Below are 20,831 nucleotides of genomic sequence, written 5' to 3' on the forward strand. Positions count from 1 at the left end.
GCTCTTTTATAATAAAGTTAAAATACATTTAAATCATAAAAAAGCAACATTTACTAACATAAAAATAAGCACATCCTGTAAAACATATGTGCTTATTTTTAATCTTTATGCGTTTTTACGTTTTAAGAAAATAACTCCACCAACAATTAACAGTAATGCGCCTGCAGCCATAGAGATCCAACTTGTAAGATCAGCACCTGTTTGTGGTAACCATCCAATTTTAGATTGAACTTCTTTCTTAGGTTGTGGTTGTTCTTTTACTTGCTCTTTTGGTTGTTCTGTAGTTGGAGTATTTTTATCTTGATGCGGCTGTTCTGGTTTTGGTTGCTCCGGTTTCACTTCTTTAAATTTCACCGTTTGCCCCTTATCTTCGATGTCAACGTGAATAGCTACCAAGACATTATCTTGATACAATTCTTCAAACACTACCACTTCTTTACCTTGTAATGCAGAAGCATTAAATGTGAAATCGAGTGTGATAGAACCATTTTTCTCTTTTGGAGTAAACTTAGATTCTACTGTTACTTCTTTACCATCAACTAATAATGGTTTTTTTGTTGCTTTATCCATTAGTTTACCTTTTACAACGTACTCTTTACCCACGATTAAGTCTTTGTATTCCACTTTATCTTGGATTGTTACAGATTTAGAAGCATCTAACTCTTTAGAACCATCAGCTTTGTTTGTAGCTGTCGTTTTAATAGAAGGTTCTACAAATCGAACTGTTTGACCTACATCGTTAATGTCAGCATGAGTTGCAATTACTTGACCTTCATGTAATAAGTCTTCAAACACGACTACTTCTCTTCCTTGCTGTTCAGCACCAACAAAAGTAAAGTCTAATGTTACAAAACCGTTCTTTTCTTTTGCAATAAACTTAGTCTCAGCTGTTACTTCTTTACCATCAATTAATAATGGTTCGTTAATAGCTTTGTTCATTAATTTTCCTTTTACAGTGTACTCTTTACCAACAACTAAGTTAGTGTACTCCACTTTATCCTGGATTGTGATAGAATCCTTTGAATGAATCTCTTTTCCACCATCAGCTTTGTTTGTAGCAGTTGTTTTTACTGATGGCTTAACGAACTTAACTGTTTGACCTTTATCATTGATATCAGCATGTGTAGTAACAACTTTTCCGTCTTTCAGTAACTCTTCGAATACTACTACTTCTTTTTCTTCTAAACCAGTTGCATCAAAAGTGAAATCTAGTGTGATAGATCCGTTTGCTTCTTTTGGTGTAAACTTAGTTTCAGCAGTTACTTCTTTACCATTTACAACGAATGGTTTATTAGTCTTTTTATCCATTAATTTACCTTTTAAAGTGTACTCTTTACCCACTTGTAGGTCTTTGTATTCCACTTTATCTTGGATTATTACAGACTTAGAAGTGTGCATTTCTTTTGTACCATCTTTTTTATCAGTTGCTGTTGTTTTAATTGAAGGAATCTTCTCATCTTTGACGATATGTTTAATAATTTGACCATTCTCTTTGATTTCAAAAGAAAACGTCTCTTCATTTAAGATATAACCGTTTGGTGCAATAGTTTCTTTATATGTGTATTTTCCAAATGGTAGCTTTTCAAATTTAGCGATACCTTTATCATCTGTTTTACCTTTTACTACTTCTTTTCCTGCTTCGTTATAAATCGTAAATTCTGCATTTGGAAGCTTATTGTTTCCATCCGCAACATCTACCTTTGTAATTTCCAGATCACCTTTGATTAGATGATTAACTGCTAATAGCTCAATAATTTTTCCATGTTCCTTTATTTCGAACACAATTGGTTCTGTAACAAGAACGTAACCGTTTGGAGAAGTCTTTTCTACAAATGAATACTTACCATACGCTAAATCTTTAACGTTAATCTCACCATTTTTATCTGTCTTATATTCGCCAATTACTTTTCCACTTGCATCTTTTAACTCGAATACTGCACCTTCTAATTTTTTACTAATATCCTCGTTATCTACTTTTAGCAGTTTTACACTACCTTTTACTTCGGTGTTTTCTACTGTAAAAGTAAGTGTTTTATTGTGCTCTTTGATTTCAAAAGGATACTTAGTTTTATTTCCGATATATCCATTTGGTGTTTTTGTCTCTAAGAAATAATACTTCCCAAATGTAAGGCCTTCAACCTTTGCAATTCCATTTTCATTTGTTACTGCCTTTTTCACTTCTTTTCCATCTTCAGTAAAAACAGTGAATTCAACATTAGGTAGCACTTTACCTGAATCACTAAGTTTTTTTATTTCAATGTTTCCCTTTGCCTTGTTGTTTACTATTTGAACAGCCCCAGTTTCTCCTGTCTTAACCTCAATGGTTTGTGGTTTATCACCTAAAACATAGCCTGTTGGCGCTTTTATTTCTTTTACAGTATACGTACCAATTGGTAGGTTATTTAATTCTGCAGTACCATCAGCACCAGTCGTAATTTTTCCAACTGATTCATTATTCGCATTAAAAACCTCGAATACCGCACCAGCTAATACTTCTCCACTTTCTCCAACTTTTTTAATTTTTAAGGAACCAGCTGCTTCCCAATTTACTGCAAGGTCACTACTAAGCTTTTCTTCATTTCTTTCTAGTAATACTGTAGCATTCTGAACCGTATCCGTACCGCGGTAAGCAATTGCTTGAACTTTTGTTAAGTTTGCAGCAACACTTAAATTAAATTCACCTGTTTTTGTATTTTTAGGAATTTGGATACGGAATTTCTCTCCAACTGAAAGTTGATCTTTCACTTCACCATTTTCACTAACAATTTTTACTCCATTAGGTGCATTTTTCGCTACTACTTTATAAGAACCACTCTTAGCATTTGTTTGTACTGTATATAGATTCGTTTCGAAGAACTCACCTTTTAATTCTGCTTTTTGCTTTTCAGCTGGGATAACATTCATATAGATATCTTGTGTGTCGCCGCTATTGTTAGCAGCATTGATAATTGCCTTAGCTGCTTTTTCAACATTTTTATTTTCATGTTTCAGTTCATTTACATCAAGTTGACCTAATGCATTCCAAACTGCAAGCTGAGTTGCGTAATGCGCTTCATTCTGATTAGCTACTCCTAACTGCTGAACACTTTTTTGCGGGAAACCGTTTAATAGGACCCTATATACTACATTATCTGTTTTCCCCATTTCAGGAAGATCTTCACCATTTGGTGATTTTAGTCCAAGAGTTAAGCAATAAGCAATTTGACCGCTTGAATTTTTAATCATTTCAGTTCGAATGTACTTGCCTAAACTATTACTATAACTCCAGTTCATTGAATATTTCTCGTGCGTCATTACCTCTGCACTAACCCTTGGTAAAAAAACATTTAGGAATAGCGCAAGTACAGAAAGTACTGCTAGAACTCTTACAACAACTCTTTTCCCCAATCTAAAAACCTCCCAAACAATATTTGTTTTGCATGATTATTTAAATATTAAAAATAATCACAATAAACCTAAGAACTATTATAAGACAAAAAATTACAAACATTAAATCATTTTTCCAAATTTTTTTATTTTTTACAATTATTACAAATCATTTTCATATTCACACATTTTGATTTTGTAATTTAACCACTAAATTTTTAAATCTATTGAATTTCTCTCCGATACATATTAGTTATATTGTTGATTGGAAATAAACTTTATTTTAAATCAACACCTCTTTCATCTTTTTCCTCATTACCTGTAACAAAAGTATTAATTTATAAGAATATCGAAATGAAAAATAAGCACAAAAAAGATTCCTTTTATACAAAGGAATCTAGTGGTTCAGCTTTTTTATAAACAGTTCGACTTTATTCCAATTTTACTTCTGTCTCTCTACTTCTAATTTGTTACCTTTACTATCTACCATTCTTAAAGAACCTGCTCTCAAGAACTCGACAGTATAATCTACTACCGCATTCATTTGTCTAGCATCTATCTTCTTACCGTCTTTAACAAATTCAGTAGGAATCAACGTTACTTTATTACTGTCTTTATTGTATAACCATGTTCCTGTCATATGGTTGTCTTCATAAGAAGAGTTACCAGTGTCATCATAAGCCGTGAATGACTTATCTTGTCTAAAGTCTAAACCCTTACGAAACTCAGAACCTTTGTAACTACCCCAAGAACCGATTAACTCGTTACCGTCTGCGGATATTTGTACGTTACCATTATCAGAAGTAGTTGACGACTTAGAGTCGGTCTTCGTATCTACATCGAAACCTAAGGCTTTTGCTTCCTTTTCATTATGGGATTCAATAGGTTCGAATCCTTTATGCCAGTACTTGTTACCCTCATTAATCAAGTCCATTGACTTTTTAGACTTTTCTCTATCTTCGTCTGTTACTTTTCCTTTCCCCTTCAAAATTTCTACTTGAAGTGCATAGGCTTCACTATAACAGTCTACTGCTTTTAAAATCTCTTTATGAGCGTCTTCAAACTCTTTTGGTGGGTCTATCTTCTTAAACTTAGCGATAATCTTTTGCAACTCAGACTCTTCTTTTAGAATTTCTTTCTTTAAGTCAGTTTCCTTTTTAGTTTTATCCATAGCTATCTCAGTTATTACTGTAATTTTCTGCACTAACTCAGAGGATAAACCAGTCATTCGAGTTGGATACTTCTCTTTTGACAGCTTTTCTTTCGTTTCTGATTTAGATTCTACTTTTTCTTTTGGCTTTGCGTCTGTTTTATCGGTACCACAACCTGCCAATAGCATGAACGGTATCGCAAACGTTACTAGTTTCTTTGCTTTCACTATGCCCCATCCCCTTAGAAAAAATTGCATTTAATTAACATATTGTACCATATCATAATTTGTATAAATAAGATAGAAAGTTTACCCATAATTAATTAAAATGTAGACTCTACATAAAAAAGCACTTGAACATTAAATAGCTGTTCGAGTGCCTTATTTCTACTCTATTTTTCATGTGAATTTAAAAAGAGCCTCCAATTAAAGTTATATCAATTACAATAAGTGAAAAGAAAAATATATATTCAATCATACTTCCTGTTCTTGTATATATCGGAAATCTTATTTTCATTTTCAAAGGGTAAAGCAATTGAATCCCACTTGGTGTAAGGGCATCTAACACTAGATGACTTAATACCCCAATAAACATTCCTATATATATTATGGGGTACTGGGGAACTAGGTACTTAAGAAGTGCCGTTATACCAAACAAAAAGATTAGACTGTGTGTTATTGTACGATGACCAAAAGTTTTATTGACCCCCCAAGATAATAAAGGTATTTTTCTTCCTAAAGTAGATCCTTGATGACAAATATCTGGTATTAATGCTCCAATTATTGATGTGGCCGTTAATAAATATGGGTCATCCCCAATTCCCGCATAATTATGTGCAATTAAAGCGAAAGCTGCTCCTGCTGCTACATGAGTTGGGCCTCTCAATTGTATCCTCCTTTCTAGTATTCAAGTCTTATCTTAACAGTTGGCGAAAACATAATATCCTTTCACCCAGCGCTCTTTTAACCATCTCAGTTTATATTCCATGCTTGGTGTATAAGCTGCTGCAGAATCCATTAAGTTATACCTATCTAAAATTTCCAAACATCTATTAGGGTTCGTTAAAGTATTTAGAAATTCCAAGTCCTCGCTTTCGAGAGAATTCCATACAATGCCTTTAAAATTAATTGGCAGCAGTTCTAAAACCATATCTCTATCCAAACCTGATGTTTCCAGGAAATTTTGAAGATGAGAGAGGGATAAGTAACTCCAATTGGTACTTTGGTATTCTTCCCCTAAAAAAGTAAAACGATCTAAACCATTACAATTTAATTCATAACTTTTTATTGCTTCTATTCCCCATTTCATCTTTTTCCCCCACAATTATTATTCTCAGAATTGACTACTAAGTATGTTCACAAATTTCTACCAGTTACTTTTAAATAACATAATGGACTTCACTATTCCTTCTTTTCACATAATGAATATATAGATAACATGAACAAACCATATTTATTATCATTGTAGAAAAACTAAAAAACACATTAATTCCTAAAACATCACAGAATAATAAAGCAACCATGCTTAAAACATAAAAAAATAATAATCTATCAAAAATAGACAAATGTCATTTCTCCCTTTTCTTAAGATTAGTATTATGCAAATGTTGCTTTTTGTAATTTCTCCTTACTCTTTCACAAAACAGAATTCCTAGATTAAAAATTATTGCTATAACTATCATAAGAATCGCATACAAAACTAAATTCACTTTTCTACAGATCCCCCCTTTAATTATAAATATAAAAACAACTCTTTATCTAACAGGTTACTATCGGTAACTTGTCCTTCACTTTAAATATATACAAATAATTCTACGAAACTAAGTAACCGTAAAACAATATTAACCTACTCTCAATTCTTAAAAAGAACCACGCATAAGTTTCAAAGTTAGATTACATTTAATTATCTCGCTCTTTATTCTGCTTAGTAGCCCAATTATCTTTATAAAAAAATTTCCAAGTTCATTTATGGATATTGCAATCTGGGAAACTCGAAAATATTAATTTTTTCTGTAGAAGTCAATAGAATATTGTTGAGAAATATTTTTCTAGATACCTAAATATTAACAAATTTGATACAATAATGAGAAATCGCACAATATATAATAGGAGGGGTTTATATGGGAGCTGCAACAGTAACATTAAGTGAAATTACAGAGCTTTTAAGTAACTGGCATGACTCTATTCGTGAACTAGATCATGAAAAATCAACTAATTTATTTGGAGAAATAAAAAATAAGATTGATAAAATTGAAGAAAATCAAAACATACTTTTATATTACTCTTTATTAGAGTTTAGACATAATATGTTAAACAAAGATTATGAAGGCTCTAAAAAATCGCTTGAAAAAATTGAAGATTTTAATAAACCTAGTGAAGAACTTTTAAATTATTATTACAACTTCTTTAAGGCAATTCATAACACAGAAATTGGAGAATATAAAAAAGCTGGTGAGTATTTCGATAAGGCAAAACAATTAATCGCAAATATCCCTGATGAGATTGAGAAAGCTGAATTCTATTATAAAGTAGCTGCTTTTTACTATCAGGTAAGACAACCATTGGAAGCAGTGAAATATGCAAACCGTGCTTTAAAATTCTTCGAACCTGAAACAGGATATGAACTTAATATAGCAGCTTGTAATAATATCCTTGGATTAACATGCACATCACTTAAACAATATGAATATGCGGAAGAATATTTTATTAAGGCTTTAGATATCGTTACAAAAAAACACAACACCATGTTAGGGCTTAAAATTAGACATAACTTAGGTTTTCTATATGCTGAGCAAGATCTTTCAGAAGCAGCTATACGAAACCTAACAACAGCTATCGATACTCCAGAAAAGAGTTATAAAGCAATTTTCCTTATTGCAAGAGAAAACTACAAACTCGGAAATACAGAAGAGTCATTAAAATTTATTGAAACTGGGTTAGAAGCATGCAATCGTATCAATAACACGGAATATAAACACCACTTCTCAATATTAAGCGCACTAAACTCGAAAGAATCTACAGAAAAGTCCGAAAATACAATTGCAGAAGGAATTGAGTACTTTGAACAAGAAGGTTTATTAGGGTTCGTTCATGACTACTCGAAACAATTGGCTTTAAAATTTTACTCAGCTAACCAGCAAGATAAAGCAAACCAATATTTCTTTAAGTCACACGAAGCCGAAGAAAAACTACGTAAAAAGGAGGCACTAAAATAATGAAGAAAGTAATTCAAGTTTTAGGTATCACTCTAGGATTAGTAGCCGTTTTCGGATTTAGCTTCACTTCAAACAACATTACTCAAAATGCTGAGCATGGAGAAACATTTGCACCAAAAGTACAGGATAGCTCTATCCATTACGTAATGAGGGAACATGGAGAAACATTTTAATACTTAAAAGGAGCCATACCATCATATATGGCTCTTTTTTTATTACATTAAGTTGGACTCATGTGTCCTTAAGTTTATATATTCAGCTGAATCCGTCAGACTTTTGCTAGCAGTTGATCTCCCGCCTACCTTCTTTGCCTCGCCCAATTTTATACTGGGAGTTTCATTAATCAAAAATCGCAGGATTAACTATTATGTAGAAAGGGTGTAATTTATTCTATGTTGACTACACTTCCAATCATAATGACTACTAATGGTCAAAAATTAAAATGTTCATTTACTAGTATTAGTGAACGATGTGAGTTTCAGTATATTTCCTTCGACATGCAATTTCACGACCTTGTTAATAACTCAAGGGTCGGAACTGCTTCATGTCGTATTCAAAAAGATCAATCAGCAAACAAAATTGAAATTACTATTACCAGTTTAGATGCAAATCATATTGGAAATGGGGTTGGAACTGCTATGGTATATTCCATATACAGATGGGCATATTTTAGCTATCCTGGTTATGGACTCCTCTTCAATGGAATGATTAGCATGGCCTTTGATGAAGAATATTTAATAGGTTTTTACACAAAAGTTGGGTTTAACGTAAAAAATGGTTTCTTTAATCTAAAAGTAGAAAGTAATGAATTTCATGAGTTCTGTACAAACACTGAAAATAAAATATCTGAAATGTATTTCACATTTCTAAGTAAACAAAATGAAAGCTATAACAATGAAATAGATACTTATCTAGGTATCCTGTCCGATATTGAAAATAAATATAATTCAATGTCATTAATTACATTTATTAAACAACGTTATTTTAGACGTAAACAGTCCTATAACGAAAATACCCTCATGTAGTTTTAAAATAGAGTTTGATAGAATTATTACAAGTAACCTTCAAAAAAAAGAATAGAGGAGAAGTTTTGAAAAAGTATAATCAAAACTTCCCCTCTATTCTTATGTTATCTTACTTCTTTTTCTACACCATGATTGTATAGATGGATGGTATCCGCAGTAAAATTCTGAACGACTGTTGCAAGTTCTTGTAATTTCTCCTGCGTTACCCCATTAATATACCAAACAAAATTACTATTGGATTCTGAATCAGTTGGAATGGTACCAATGGTTATTTTATATTCTGTAGTTTCTGTTACTGTTTCTTCATATGATTTCTTTACCTCATGCTGATATTTTTCAAGTCGAATAAACATATCTCGCCAGAATAAATCAGCAATTTCCACTTGATGATACCAGACTTTACGAATATAATCCGGAATACTTCTTGTGTTTTCTAACAAGTACCCCTCTGCCTTTGTGGGGTGATGGATCATTGCATGAATCGCGTCCGCAATATAATGCGCTGTTGGATGCTTACGAACCAAGATACGACGTGTTTCCTGACGCACTTGTAAAAGAACGTCGTAATAAAAATACATCATGTCACGAGTCGTAGCAGCAAGCTCCCCCTTTTGAAATGGAACTATAGTACCGTTTTGAAATGTAAGTGATGCATCACCAAGATTCCATGTATATGTTTGCAAATTATAATCCCCTTTCGTTTCTTTATTTATAGGCTCTGTTAAAGTAAATTATTGATAAACGATATCTAAAAACCACCCAAGCTATGAACTGGACCCGAAAAGTTAGACATATATTTAAGCAGCTAATAAGGATTGAATTCTGTATTTTACAGGAGGCAATCCTTTTAATTTTGCCTTAATCCTTTTATTATTGTAATAATAAATATAATTCTCTAGTTCTTCCCTAAAGTGTTCCATACTTTCAAAATCTTTAAGATAAAGTAATTCAGATTTTAATAAGCCAAAGAAATTTTCAATGACTGCATTATCTAAGCAATTTCCCTTACGGGACATACTTTGAGTTATATTATTTTCTCTTAAAATATATTGATATCTATCCATTTGATAGTGCCAACCTTGATCTGAATGAAGGATAGGAGTATCTTCTTTATCCAAGCATTTTAAAGCCTTATCTAACATCCTTTCGACTAGAAGGAATGTAGGGCGTTTCTCAATATTATAGGAAATAATCTCACCATTAAACAAGTCTAGAATAGGAGATAGGTAGAGTTTTTCACCAAACAAATGAACTTCAGTAACATCTGTAACCCACTTTTCATTAGGCTTAGAGGCCTTGAAATCACGCTTCAAGACATTTGGCGCTACCTTCCCAACCTTCCCACGATAAGAGCGGTATTTAGTGATTCTTACCAACGATTTTAACCCTAATTGATTCATTAAGCGAAGGACGGTTTTGTGGTTAATGGTATAGCCCTGATTACGTAATTCAAGTGTGATACGCCTATAGCCATATCGCCCTTGGTGTTCCTGAAAAATCTGCTTAATACTTTCTTTAACCTCGTTATATTTATCTTCACGACTCATTTGTTTCACCCAGTAATAATATGTACTACGAGCCATTTCAGCCGCTTTAATCAAGTCGATAATTTTATATTCATGCCTTAACTCATATATTATGTGTGCTTTGTCTTTTTCAGAGATTGTTGTTTTTGTTGAATTAAGGCATGTAACTTTTTTAAATAAGCATTTTCCATGCGTAAGTATTCAATTTCTTTTTGTAAATCATTTTGAGAGTTAATATTTTGTTTTTTCTTAGGTGCAATAGCCTGTTTCTTCTTCACAGTGGAGTACCCCTTACTTGTTTTACGAAGAGCATCTATCCCCTGCGATTCTAGCATTGATCGCCACTTCCTAACGGTACGAGGAGATGGAACGTTGAACATAGCGGCCGCTTGTAGGGGCGAAGCTCCTGTATTGTTCATAAAATTCAATACTTCCATTTTAAACTGAATGTCATACCTTGTACATTTAGAGTTTAAGGACTCTATTCCTTGTTCTCTAGTACGTGCCACCCACTCTTTTAATAACGATGTACTGACTTGATATTTTTGGGCAGTCACTTTAAAAGAATCATTTGTATTTAAATAATGTTCAACGGCATTTCTTTTTAATTCGAATTTATATTTTCTAGACATAATAAAACCGCACCTCCAATTGTTAGTTATTTGTCTAACAAATTGGGTGCGGTTCAGCTATTAGGTGGTTTTTCTTTGGCTCTTTTTGTTGTTTCATCAGAATAATTATCGTACTATTCCTCCGTTGTATCTCAATTCATACACCTTTTCATCACCTATGAGAATGATTTCTTTACCGTGAAAACAATCAAGAGTTCCTTCATACTCATTCTTGAAAATATATGTACCTGACTCGTAGTAATTTGGACCACGATAGATAGAATTTGTATCAACTAACCTTAATGCTTGGCGAAGGAAGCTATAAATTGGACCCATGATATCCCAATCTGCGTTTGGAATGGTGACACCACCTGAATAGACCATTGACCAAATTGGACGATTCTCAAACTCTACTGTTTCTTGTCCGGTAAAAAAAGCTGAACCATAATAAATATCTCGATAAGAATAATTACCACTAGAGTATTCAAGTTGTTTTGAACCGTTTAATAAAGGCTGAACCGATGCATCATCTCCCTGGGATGCATATGTCTTTCTTTTGGCTTCTACTAGAAATTTGGCGAGCAATTCATGATTCATTGACATAATAATCCTCCATTACGATGCAATTCTGATAACTTGTAAAAAAGGTTTTTTTTACAAGTTATAAAACCATTTATATGGTTAAAGGTGAGAGACGAATTTGTTCATTCGTCATGTGTTGTTCACACAAACTCATACTCACAAACACTTCTTTTATATTCGCTGTTGTTGCGTCAAACCCCTTCATTTCAAGAAATTGAAACCATATCAAATAGTTATCAAGGTATTTTGTCGCCACACCTTTAAATCGGTCAATCCAATGACTTAAACGAGCGTGATAACCGTTCACATTTTGAATGTGATAAATACCTTTAATGACATGACCTGTTTTTGATGTATTAATACGATAATGTTCCAAGCCTTTTTCTTTTGCATACGTCATGTACGCTCTCCAAGCATCTGTACAAAGAATAGTATCCACATCTAATAAATGTCCAATGGTTTCTTCTACTTTTAATTTCACAATTCGTCCCATACAAGTTACTTTTGATACCGTTTGTTTGTTGCGGTCACGAGCTACCAATATACAAACTTGTTCACGACTAATGCCACGATATTTTGATACTCCACCACGTTTACGAGCTTTACGACCAACGATACCTTTCTTTCCCTTTTCAGAGTACAGGAAATAGGTCTCGTCCACTTCAACGATACCTTCAAACCCTTCAATCTCGATTTCTTTTAGTGCATTTAATATTTTGTGTCGCCAATAAAAGAGTGTAACCCATTTGATTCCTAATATTTGTTCGCATTTACGAAGAGAGAACCCTTCAAACATCAATTTAATGAACTCTGCCCAGAATTTTGGGTAACGTGTGCCGTGCATAGGAGTGTTAGTTAAATCATTGAATGTTTTACAGCAAGCTGTTCATAAGTCGGTTTCACTTTTTAAACCATGAGGACTTTTTCAGTGCCTCCTCTTCCTTGTGGGAAGTCGACCCTTTTTTAAAACACAACAATTGGCATATTTTATCAAGAATCTACAGTTGTGTTTAATATTTCGAATTTCCCTTGTCCATCCACGGTAAACATGACATTATTATTACGACGATCATCCATTGTTTCCCCTATTTTATTAGGGCTGGAATAGATGGTCTTAACTGCTATGTTATAAATACCCTCTGTTAACACGTGGCTCTTTTCGAAATCATCCATAATATCTTGAGCATTTGGAATAGTTTCACTGTTTTTGTAGGTATTGTAATAGTAACTAAAATTGATAACTCCTTTATAATTGGCATGATCTCTAGATGTACTATCTTTTAACGTTTTCATTATGTTGTCAGTGTTTATTTTTTGATCACGTTTGAAATTTTCAACTAATTCCTTTTCTTGTTGTTTATCTATATTTATATGTAAATAGTAATAGAAATTTTGTTTTCCTTTGCCATATTCGGTAGGAGATTCACTTAATAAGTTATACTTTTTTATCATCTTATCGGATTGTTTCAAAACATCAGGATGCTGTTCAACATAAGCCCCTTTAAATATTTCTAGAAAAACATCATCGCTTTCATTTTCAACTACTTCATAATGGGAGTCACTGTTTACAATAAAATAAGCAACAGTGTAGTATGGTTTTTTTATTTCCACGTAAGTGTTATGATCAGAAACTCCAAGCGCACTATCAGCAGAAAGAATTTTAAAGTCCCCATTCTTTATCCCGTAGTTTTCGGACAAATAATCTCCTATTGGTTTTTCAAATAGTTTTGTGTCTGTAAAGCAACCATTTAATAGGAATAGTGGTATGCTCAGTAATAAGATAAAAACAGTTATTTTTAGTTTCCTCATTCTTCCCCCTCCTAAAACTACATTTTACCATTTTTAAAGATGAAAAAGGGACTCTCTTGTGAGAAGTCGTTCCATTGTACTTCGCTCTTCCGTTGACTTTGGGAGTAGAGGATGGTTCGTCGTGTGGGGGGCGAAACCCCACGTATTACGTATCTATCCATGTGGTAAGTGAAATTATGATTCAAATGCACTAGCGGTTTGGCTCGTATAATAGCAAATTCAAGCCAATGAACCTAAATAGTTGCTTTTGGATGTATCGGCTTGGTGCCGCCAAAACTCGAGCCGAAAAAAGTTCCGCAAGGATGTAGCAACGCGAAAAGGGTGGAGATTTTCTGTAACAAAGCGAAAGAATACAGAAGAAAAAGATAATATATTAGATTTGTTTTCTATTTAATGTATTATAAAACTATTAAATTTTAAAACTTAAAATAAGCATAACCCCGTTCTAAATTTAGGACGGGGTTAAAAATATAGTTGTTTAATTTTCGATATAAGTTACATAACTGCACTCAAAAATATAACACTAAAGTCGTTTCTGTAGTGTTTAAAGAAATGTAAGTACTTTTTCAATAAACTACATGTATTTTTAGTCAATTCCAATTAAGTAATTCAACCTAAAAGTTCTATTTTATATTTTATTTGCCGCGTAATCACCATAAAAATTACACAACTTTATTATCCCTATATAAAAATAATAATATCCAGATATAACTCAATCAAATTATACATATATTGGATAAAATATGTTAAAATACCCTTGAACATTATAAAAATACTAATTATTCAAACATCAAAAAGGGGCATATAAATAGCATGATAAATCAAGCTGAATGGTTGTGGCAACGTATTATCGAAAGAGGATCAAATTCTGAAAGTAACTTTAAAGAATCGTTAAATCTTCAGCCAGGTGCAAGTGATGAAAATTTTCAACTTATTGAGGATACACTGGGGCTTACACTCCCTGAAGAAATGAAGAGCTTTTACAGAGTGTATAACGGACAAATTTGGGAACCTAGGGTGAATCCATTTGTAAGAAATTTGACTCTGTCGCCCATTTCTGAAATTATAGCTAATTGGGAATTTTTACAGGAAGAATTCGACCCTGATGATGATTTAGAGCCAGATATTGAAAAAGAGCTTAAACCAGCTCTTTGGAATTCTAAGTGGATTCCAATTGCAGAAAATGGTGGCGGAGATTACCTTTGCATTGATACAGATCCCTCTGAAGCTGGGTTTAAAGGACAGGTTTTATACTATTACCATGACTGGGGAAAGCGTGCTATCGAGGCAAAGAATATTTTTGCATTCATCGAACTTTGTTTAAAAGAAGAGAACTATGAATAAATGTACCTAAAGTAGTGTGTGCTTTAGATACATAAGAAAGGACATTACTTATTAAATATGTAATGTCCTTTAATTTATCTAAGCCTATTCATTTTTGGTCTTGATTATTAGAAATTCACACAATCTTTTTAAATACCATTCTATCCTAGTAAACATCCATTTTTACAGATTGTACTTGCTGCAAATGAAATGTTTTGGATATTAAGCCTATTTCACCAAAAATTTTTCTAGTTCTTCAGCTAAATGTTTAGCTCCATTAGGACTTAAAGTAATTTTGCCATCTGCTAAAGTTATATTTTTTTCAGATACCTCTCCAGTGATTTGGCAAGCATTATATGGCGAGTATCTTTTTAAAATTATATTTTCATTATCAACAAAAATTTCTAACGGTGATTTAATCCCTATACCTAGTGTATCTCTCAATTCTTTAGGTATTACAACTCTTCCTAATTCATCAACCTTTCGAACAATTCCAGTTGCTTTCATAATAATATTCCCCCTAATAAATTATAAATCATTTATATACTAACACCTTTTCATTATGGTTTAGATTGCTCCAAGTGTTGTTTCATTTTCTTTTCATTTTCAGTTATAAGATTTATTAACTCTTTTTCTCTATCATTATAATAACTAGTTAATGTATCAAAACGAAGTTTAATAAGTTTTTCAAGACTGAGCTTTTTATTATTATCAATAATTTCTTTCTCACTTAAGTAAGAAATATTATTCTTTAAGTTATAATGCTCTTTATTAATTACATCATTAATCTCCATATGAGCCTTTTTAATATTCATAAATAAATCTGCCCACTGCGTATTCAGACTAAAGTATTGATCAATCTTCCAATTTTCCCATTCTTTATATAGTTTTTCATACTCTTTATTAAGAGTTTGATATAATTCGTCAGCATTACTTACTGTCGCATAATTCCCTTTTCCTGCTTCTGCTGTATTCTTTAATTGCTGTTGTTCACTATTTTTCACATCAAATCCAATAATATTTACAACTGCATGAGTACTAGATTGGTTGAGATTTTTGGCAGCATTGACTGGATCTCCCCCACAAGTCTCTTCTCCATCACTCACAATATATACTACATTTAGGTTTTCCTCACCGGTATACTCTTTAAAATCATCATTTACAGACTCAATAGCGGATGCTAACGGCGTCCACCCCTTCGGACCAAAATTAGATAACGCAGCATTAAATTGCTCCTTTTTATAAGGCTGTAATGGATACATTACCTCCGAAGATCCACAGGATAAACTTTTATCATTTTCATTATTACTTCCTTTATGTCCATAAACTCTTAACATTACATTTGCATTATCCGGAATCTTATCAAGATAGTTGTAAATGGCTTTCTTAGCTGCTTCCATTTTAACTTGACCATTAACTTTACCAGCCATACTCCCGCTTGCATCAAGTAAAATCTCCACATTCAGGGATTTTTCTTTTGGTTTTATAGAATGTACATTGTCATTATTTTGTTCTTTAATCGCTAATTCAGGGATAATTCTCTCCAGTTTACTTACAGCTTCTTTATAACTTTGCGCTTGTAAATTTAGTAATTGTACATATATTTGTTCTGCACTTAAATCCTTTGGTAATTTTATCAATTCTTGATTAAGTTCATTCATTTCGTCTGATGAGAGTGCCCTTTCCTTTGCATATTTACCTGGACCTTCTTGTGTCATTAACGGGGCATTTGTAGCAAATAACGATTCATATGTCTTGATATCTTCTTTTTCAAGTTCTTTTTTGCTGCTTTCCTTTTCAACTACTTCACTTTTTGGCTCATTAGATTTAGAAGACGTAGTATCTAATTTTGAACACGCAGTAATAAATACACAGACCCCCAGTGTTATTCCAATCACATTAAATAATGATTTCCCCACTTTAAAACCTCATTTCTTCCTGCAATGAAAACAGATTCAATGTTTTACTGTTGATTAAAAATTGAAATTTGAATGGTTCTTTCCTTCTTTTCCACCTTTTCTTTAATTTCAGGCTTTTTAAACTCTAACTTATTAGCTGCTACGTTATATGACAACACAGCATCGAAAAGATCCTCCCCTTTCTTGAATCCTTTAATCGTGTTTGTTTTCCCATCTTTTAATAGTTTTTTCACTTGTGCACTAGATATTTTCTTTCCTAATATCTTCTCCTTAATTTGAAAATCACAGCCTGTCGTACTATATGCTGTGCAGCCATAAAATCCTTTTTTTAGAACCACTTGACTACCGCACTTTAAACATGAACCTAGTAACTTCTTCTCCTCCTCTTTCCTTTTAGCCTCTTCAATTTTTTTTATTGAGGAATCTAAATTCCAAGATTTAGAGATTTGTTCAATATCATTTAATAGCTTCATAACTAATTTTTCAGCCTTACCTATAAATTGCTTATAATCAATTCGGCCATCTGAGATTGCCTCTAAAACATTTTCCCATTTTGCTGTTAATTCTGGTGAACACATAATCATCTTGTCACCAAGTGCATCCATTAACATCCGGCCCTTCTCTAATAAAAGTACTTTATTATTCTTATTAACTAAATATCCACGATCATATAGTGTATGGATAATACCATCACGCGTAGCGACTGTACCTATTCCACTTGTTTTTTTAAGGATTTTTTGCATTTCTTTTTCTTCCATAAGAGAACCGCAATTTTCCATTAATTCAACTAATGTACCAGGTGTTAAATAAGGAGGGGCCTTTGTCATTCCCTTGTTGATTTCTGTATCAACAATCGTCCCTTTATCTCCTTCTTTTACATCCGGTAAATGGGCTACTTCTTCATTTTCCTCTTCTTGCTCATCTTTCTCATCAGATACTTGTTCTTTCTGGTATAACATCTTCCAGCCCAAACTCACTTCTTGTTTCCCTTTAGTTAAAAACGTTTCTGTTTCATCTACAACTGTGATAATTGAAGTAAAATCATACAATGCATCTTCGTGATGCGCGGCAATTACTCGTTTCACTACCAAGTCATATATTGCTTTTTCACCAGGATTTAATTTAGAAAAATCTTTAGGAACGTCTAATACTATAATTCCGTGATGATCTGAGACCTTTTTCTCGTTTATATACCGCGAGGACAAATCAGAACTACGTATTGGAGCAGGTAAATATTTAGAATATGACTCGGTATACTTTAACTTTTCTAAAACCGCTGAAAGGATTGGCGCTTCAGCTGCCGTAATATACGGGTTATCTGCGCGGGGATAGGACAACAAACCAGCTAGATACAAGTTTTCTGCATGATGAAGAGTTTCCTTAGGATCCATTTTAAATAATTTATTAGCAGTAGATTGAAGTCTGGTTAAATCAAAAAACTGTGGTGGCTTAAATGCCTTACGTTCCTTTTTTACTTCCTTTATAACAGCTGGTTCTTCAACTAATCGAATTGAAAGTTCCTCTATTTCTTCTTCACTATCAAAGCGATTCTTGTCTTCTTTAAACCATCTTCCTGTATATTCTTTACCGTCCACTTCAAAAGTCCCAGATAAAGTCCAAAAAGGTTCTGGTACATGTGCTTCTATTTGTTTAATACGATCGTAAACAAGACGTAGCGTTGGAGATTGACACCTTCCAATCGAAAATACTTCCCTTTTCAAACCACTTAAATCCCCATTTTCAGAATTCCTACTTGCAAATTCTGATTGCATTCTTAAAGATACAGACCTTGATAAATTTATACCTACTAAGAAATCAGCTATTGCTCGCGCATAAGCACTATGATATAAATTCTCTTTGGTTTTATAAGGGACTAATTCTTGCATTCCTTTTTTAATTGATGCTGGCGTTAATGAAGAAATCCACAAGCATTTTGTTGGAAGGTTTCTATTTGTTACGTATTTTATTATTTCAGTAAATATTTTCATACCTTCTCTAGCTGAATCACAACAATTAATAAACATTGTAACTTTAGGATCATTAGCCAGTTTTTTTATTGTTCTAACATGTTTTTCTCTTCCTTTAATTGGTTTATAAATATAATTTTTAGGCATTATAGGTAATCCTGACAAACTCCATGGAGTGTTAGTCCCCATTTTTTCTTCATCAAAAGTCAAAAGGTGACCCATACAATAGGCTACATATGCACCATTAGGAAATTCATTGCAGGGCATTATCTCGTAATATAAATCATGTTTTTTATATTTTGGAAAAGCAGCTACAATTTTCTTTGCTACATCCGGTTTTTCTGCCAAACATAAATACACTCTTAACCCTCCTTATAAGCATAATAGACTTTTACTATCCAGTTACTATTTCTATAAATACCCCAACTGATATCAGCTTATAGAAATAGTCTCCCTCATATGGATTATGAGATTTTCTATCCAGAAATCTAAGAAAATAAAAAAATCGATAAACACATTTGGTTTATCGATGATAAAAAAGTATTGTTGTTTTCTAAATGAACAGAGATATTTGACCGCATTCCTCTTCTTGTATCTTTACATCTGCAACGGGACAACTAAAGATTTGTTTATTTCTTTGATTTGTACTAATTCCTTCACGAATTGCACTAAGCAACAACTGATTTATGCCTAGATTATAATACTTTTTATTCATAGTACCAGGTTCTTCAGTCCAGCCTAACCAATTAAATATAACTTTCTGTGCCTCTTCCATTGTTCTTATATCCGAAGAACATATTATAAATTTCAATTTATTCCAAACGATTTTAAAATCACTATTGTCATAGCAAGACGGGAAACAAAAGTAACTTTTTCTTGTTATACGCTGTCTTTCTTTTAAAAAGGAGAATAATTTTCCTTCTTCAAAAGGATAATCTACATCCACATAAAAAATAGGGTTTGTATTTCTTGTTTTTTGCTTATTCACTTTCATATCAGGTAAGAGCACTAACTCCCCATCATAATTAAAGTCTTTGGGGACAATTTCATTTCTTGATACGCGAATACCTTCTGTTTCGTACCAGGCATCTAGAATGGCTTCTATCTCTTCTTCCTCAATCAATGTATATTGTGATTTCTCTTGTGCATAAAGTAAATATTCAAGTAATATATAACGCCCTTCAAAAGATATTCCACCAGGTATATATCCTTCATCACTAGCACGATTAAAAATCTCGTAGTAATGCATATCTTGATATTCTTCATCACAAAGTTGAAAAATGTCTAATTCACTATTATTAAGGTTATCACTTTTTAAAATTTTATTGTACACAGGTCTTGGTTTTATGCTACGATATCTACAATCATTACGCATTTTAACAACAAGTGTTTTCCAGTCTAACAAGAATTGATAACTGTTTTTTCCTTCCGCAATCAATCGTTTTAGCATCTTATCTTCAGATACAACTCCGCATAACCAACAACCACTTCTCGCACCGTTCATTGAACAGGCAGAACCAATATCATTTGCACTCGTTTTAATACCACACTCAAGCATTTCTTCACCATATTGAATTGTCATTTCTTCTACATCAATACCATAACTTAATGTTCCTCTATCCATTAACTCAAAAAATACTTCATCAGATGTTAAAAACTTTATTGGATGGAAATACTTTATTCTAGGCATATCCGGATGTTCAGCAAAGTATGATGTTGCATCATCTTCAATTGCAGCAATACTCCTTCTGCGACGCGCACTCTCTTCATTCCTTACACCGGTATAAAGCAAAACATCAAATTCGTCGTTTTCTATATCCATAGGAATTTCATTTAAAATTTCTTTCAATTTATTCTGCATGGGCAGAAGTTTCAAATGGCTCGTGCACCATCTATTTCTTACATTTCCTAACGGAATAGAAGTGCCGCGACCTAGTAATTTATAAAAAAATCTACTTTTCATTTGTGGTTTCACCATATGAACCACAAATGGCATTTTCCCCTTATTATGAAATTCACCTGCCGCATATCTCTTAATTTGTTCTAAACATCTATATTGATATGCAGTCATTTCTGGTGTCTCAACACCTGTATCAGCACAAATTATATGAACGATGTGAATACGTTCCTCTGGTTCCATATCTTCTAATGTTTCGCATAACAATTGCATTACAAGCGATGAATCTTTTCCTCCACTCATTGCAACCATGTGAGTCTTATAGTTTAAATAAACTTCTTTCATTCTTTGCTTTATTATTTTAATTTCATCTAAAGAGTTTCTGTTCATTTTTTCTTACCCAAAATTACAATAAAAAACACAAAGGGATCTCCCCCTTGT

At 32.8% G+C, this 20,831-nt stretch carries 16 protein-coding genes and 1 pseudogene; 4 read left to right on the forward strand and 13 right to left on the reverse strand.

Features of this window, described 5'->3' with window-relative positions:
- Positions 1–105 precede the first annotated feature (105 nt).
- The 4 genes from NST14_RS28380 to NST14_RS28395 form a co-directional block, all read right to left on the reverse strand.
- The gene (locus NST14_RS28380; RefSeq protein WP_341119453.1) at positions 106–3,387 is read right to left on the reverse strand and encodes a VaFE repeat-containing surface-anchored protein; all 3,282 of its coding nucleotides are present in this window, start codon (positions 3,385–3,387) and stop codon (positions 106–108) included.
- 421 nt (positions 3,388–3,808) lie between these two features.
- The gene (locus tag NST14_RS28385) at positions 3,809–4,744 is read right to left on the reverse strand and encodes a DUF7018 domain-containing (lipo)protein (protein ID WP_065212498.1); all 936 of its coding nucleotides are present in this window, start codon (positions 4,742–4,744) and stop codon (positions 3,809–3,811) included.
- A 181-nt stretch (positions 4,745–4,925) separates the two neighbouring features.
- Complete coding sequence (locus tag NST14_RS28390) at positions 4,926–5,402, reverse strand: metal-dependent hydrolase (RefSeq protein WP_033693721.1); 477 nt, start codon at positions 5,400–5,402, stop codon at positions 4,926–4,928.
- 33 nt (positions 5,403–5,435) lie between these two features.
- Positions 5,436–5,825: a hypothetical protein gene (locus NST14_RS28395; RefSeq protein WP_033693719.1), complete on the reverse strand. Its 390-nt coding sequence runs from the start codon at positions 5,823–5,825 to the stop codon at positions 5,436–5,438.
- Between the two features lie 811 nt (positions 5,826–6,636).
- Here NST14_RS28395 and NST14_RS28400 point away from each other — a divergent pair.
- From NST14_RS28400 to NST14_RS28410, 3 genes are all read left to right on the forward strand, one after another.
- Complete coding sequence (locus tag NST14_RS28400; RefSeq protein ID WP_033693717.1) at positions 6,637–7,731, forward strand: Rap family tetratricopeptide repeat protein; 1,095 nt, start codon at positions 6,637–6,639, stop codon at positions 7,729–7,731.
- Positions 7,731–7,904: a hypothetical protein gene (locus NST14_RS28405; protein ID WP_000755959.1), complete on the forward strand. Its 174-nt coding sequence runs from the start codon at positions 7,731–7,733 to the stop codon at positions 7,902–7,904. The genes NST14_RS28400 and NST14_RS28405 overlap by 1 nt, the downstream gene beginning before the upstream one ends.
- Before the next feature lie 219 nt (positions 7,905–8,123).
- Positions 8,124–8,756: a hypothetical protein gene (locus tag NST14_RS28410; protein WP_000958314.1), complete on the forward strand. Its 633-nt coding sequence runs from the start codon at positions 8,124–8,126 to the stop codon at positions 8,754–8,756.
- 104 nt (positions 8,757–8,860) lie between these two features.
- Here NST14_RS28410 and NST14_RS28415 read toward each other — a convergent pair whose 3' ends face one another.
- From NST14_RS28415 to NST14_RS28435, 5 genes and pseudogenes are all read right to left on the reverse strand, one after another.
- Positions 8,861–9,439 carry a hypothetical protein gene (locus NST14_RS28415; RefSeq protein ID WP_155005265.1) on the reverse strand — a complete coding sequence of 193 codons (579 nt, stop codon included), beginning with the start codon at positions 9,437–9,439 and terminating at the stop codon, positions 8,861–8,863.
- A 114-nt stretch (positions 9,440–9,553) separates the two neighbouring features.
- A protein-coding gene (locus NST14_RS28420) for an IS3-like element ISBce15 family transposase (protein ID WP_085962607.1) occupies positions 9,554–10,914 on the reverse strand; the annotation gives its coding sequence in 2 pieces (ribosomal slippage) (positions 9,554–10,458 and positions 10,458–10,914; 1,362 coding nt in all).
- A 105-nt stretch (positions 10,915–11,019) separates the two neighbouring features.
- Positions 11,020–11,496, reverse strand: a complete 477-nt coding sequence (locus tag NST14_RS28425; protein ID WP_000062333.1) for a DUF5680 domain-containing protein — start codon at positions 11,494–11,496, stop codon at positions 11,020–11,022.
- 70 nt (positions 11,497–11,566) lie between these two features.
- Positions 11,567–12,355: pseudogene (locus NST14_RS28430) on the reverse strand (IS1595-like element ISBsp8 family transposase); the annotation flags it as partial.
- A gap of 110 nt (positions 12,356–12,465) precedes the next feature.
- Entirely contained in the window at positions 12,466–13,284 is an 819-nt protein-coding gene (locus NST14_RS28435; RefSeq protein ID WP_001228679.1) for a hypothetical protein, read from the reverse strand.
- Positions 13,285–14,097: 813 nt separating this feature from the next.
- Between NST14_RS28435 and NST14_RS28440 the strand changes: the two genes are divergently transcribed.
- On the forward strand, positions 14,098–14,628 hold the full coding sequence (locus NST14_RS28440) for an SMI1/KNR4 family protein (protein ID WP_000609759.1): 531 nt from the start codon (positions 14,098–14,100) through the stop codon (positions 14,626–14,628).
- A gap of 207 nt (positions 14,629–14,835) precedes the next feature.
- Here NST14_RS28440 and NST14_RS28445 read toward each other — a convergent pair whose 3' ends face one another.
- The 4 genes from NST14_RS28445 to NST14_RS28460 form a co-directional block, all read right to left on the reverse strand.
- The gene (locus NST14_RS28445) at positions 14,836–15,114 is read right to left on the reverse strand and encodes an AbrB/MazE/SpoVT family DNA-binding domain-containing protein (RefSeq protein ID WP_000648287.1); all 279 of its coding nucleotides are present in this window, start codon (positions 15,112–15,114) and stop codon (positions 14,836–14,838) included.
- A 53-nt stretch (positions 15,115–15,167) separates the two neighbouring features.
- Entirely contained in the window at positions 15,168–16,526 is a 1,359-nt protein-coding gene (locus NST14_RS28450; protein WP_000520403.1) for a VWA domain-containing protein, read from the reverse strand.
- A 44-nt stretch (positions 16,527–16,570) separates the two neighbouring features.
- Positions 16,571–18,853: a type IA DNA topoisomerase gene (locus NST14_RS28455; protein WP_000280353.1), complete on the reverse strand. Its 2,283-nt coding sequence runs from the start codon at positions 18,851–18,853 to the stop codon at positions 16,571–16,573.
- A gap of 193 nt (positions 18,854–19,046) precedes the next feature.
- Positions 19,047–20,780 carry a phosphoadenosine phosphosulfate reductase domain-containing protein gene (locus NST14_RS28460; RefSeq protein WP_341119455.1) on the reverse strand — a complete coding sequence of 578 codons (1,734 nt, stop codon included), beginning with the start codon at positions 20,778–20,780 and terminating at the stop codon, positions 19,047–19,049.
- Between the last annotated feature and the right edge of the window lie 51 nt (positions 20,781–20,831).

This window comes from Bacillus sp. FSL W8-0519, from assembly GCF_038005585.1.
Taxonomy (GTDB): Bacteria; Bacillota; Bacilli; order Bacillales; family Bacillaceae_G; genus Bacillus_A; species Bacillus_A paranthracis.

Coding starts and splice junctions, on each gene's coding strand:
- NST14_RS28440 (WP_000609759.1), top strand. CDS start 14,098: ATGATAAATCAAGCTGAATGGTTGTGGCAACGTATTATCGAAAGAGGA.
- NST14_RS28400 (WP_033693717.1), top strand. CDS start 6,637: ATGGGAGCTGCAACAGTAACATTAAGTGAAATTACAGAGCTTTTAAGT.
- NST14_RS28405 (WP_000755959.1), top strand. CDS start 7,731: ATGAAGAAAGTAATTCAAGTTTTAGGTATCACTCTAGGATTAGTAGCC.
- NST14_RS28410 (WP_000958314.1), top strand. CDS start 8,124: ATGTTGACTACACTTCCAATCATAATGACTACTAATGGTCAAAAATTA.
- NST14_RS28425 (WP_000062333.1), bottom strand. CDS start 11,496: ATGTCAATGAATCATGAATTGCTCGCCAAATTTCTAGTAGAAGCCAAA.
- NST14_RS28435 (WP_001228679.1), bottom strand. CDS start 13,284: ATGAGGAAACTAAAAATAACTGTTTTTATCTTATTACTGAGCATACCA.
- NST14_RS28445 (WP_000648287.1), bottom strand. CDS start 15,114: ATGAAAGCAACTGGAATTGTTCGAAAGGTTGATGAATTAGGAAGAGTT.
- NST14_RS28395 (WP_033693719.1), bottom strand. CDS start 5,825: ATGAAATGGGGAATAGAAGCAATAAAAAGTTATGAATTAAATTGTAAT.
- NST14_RS28460 (WP_341119455.1), bottom strand. CDS start 20,780: ATGAACAGAAACTCTTTAGATGAAATTAAAATAATAAAGCAAAGAATG.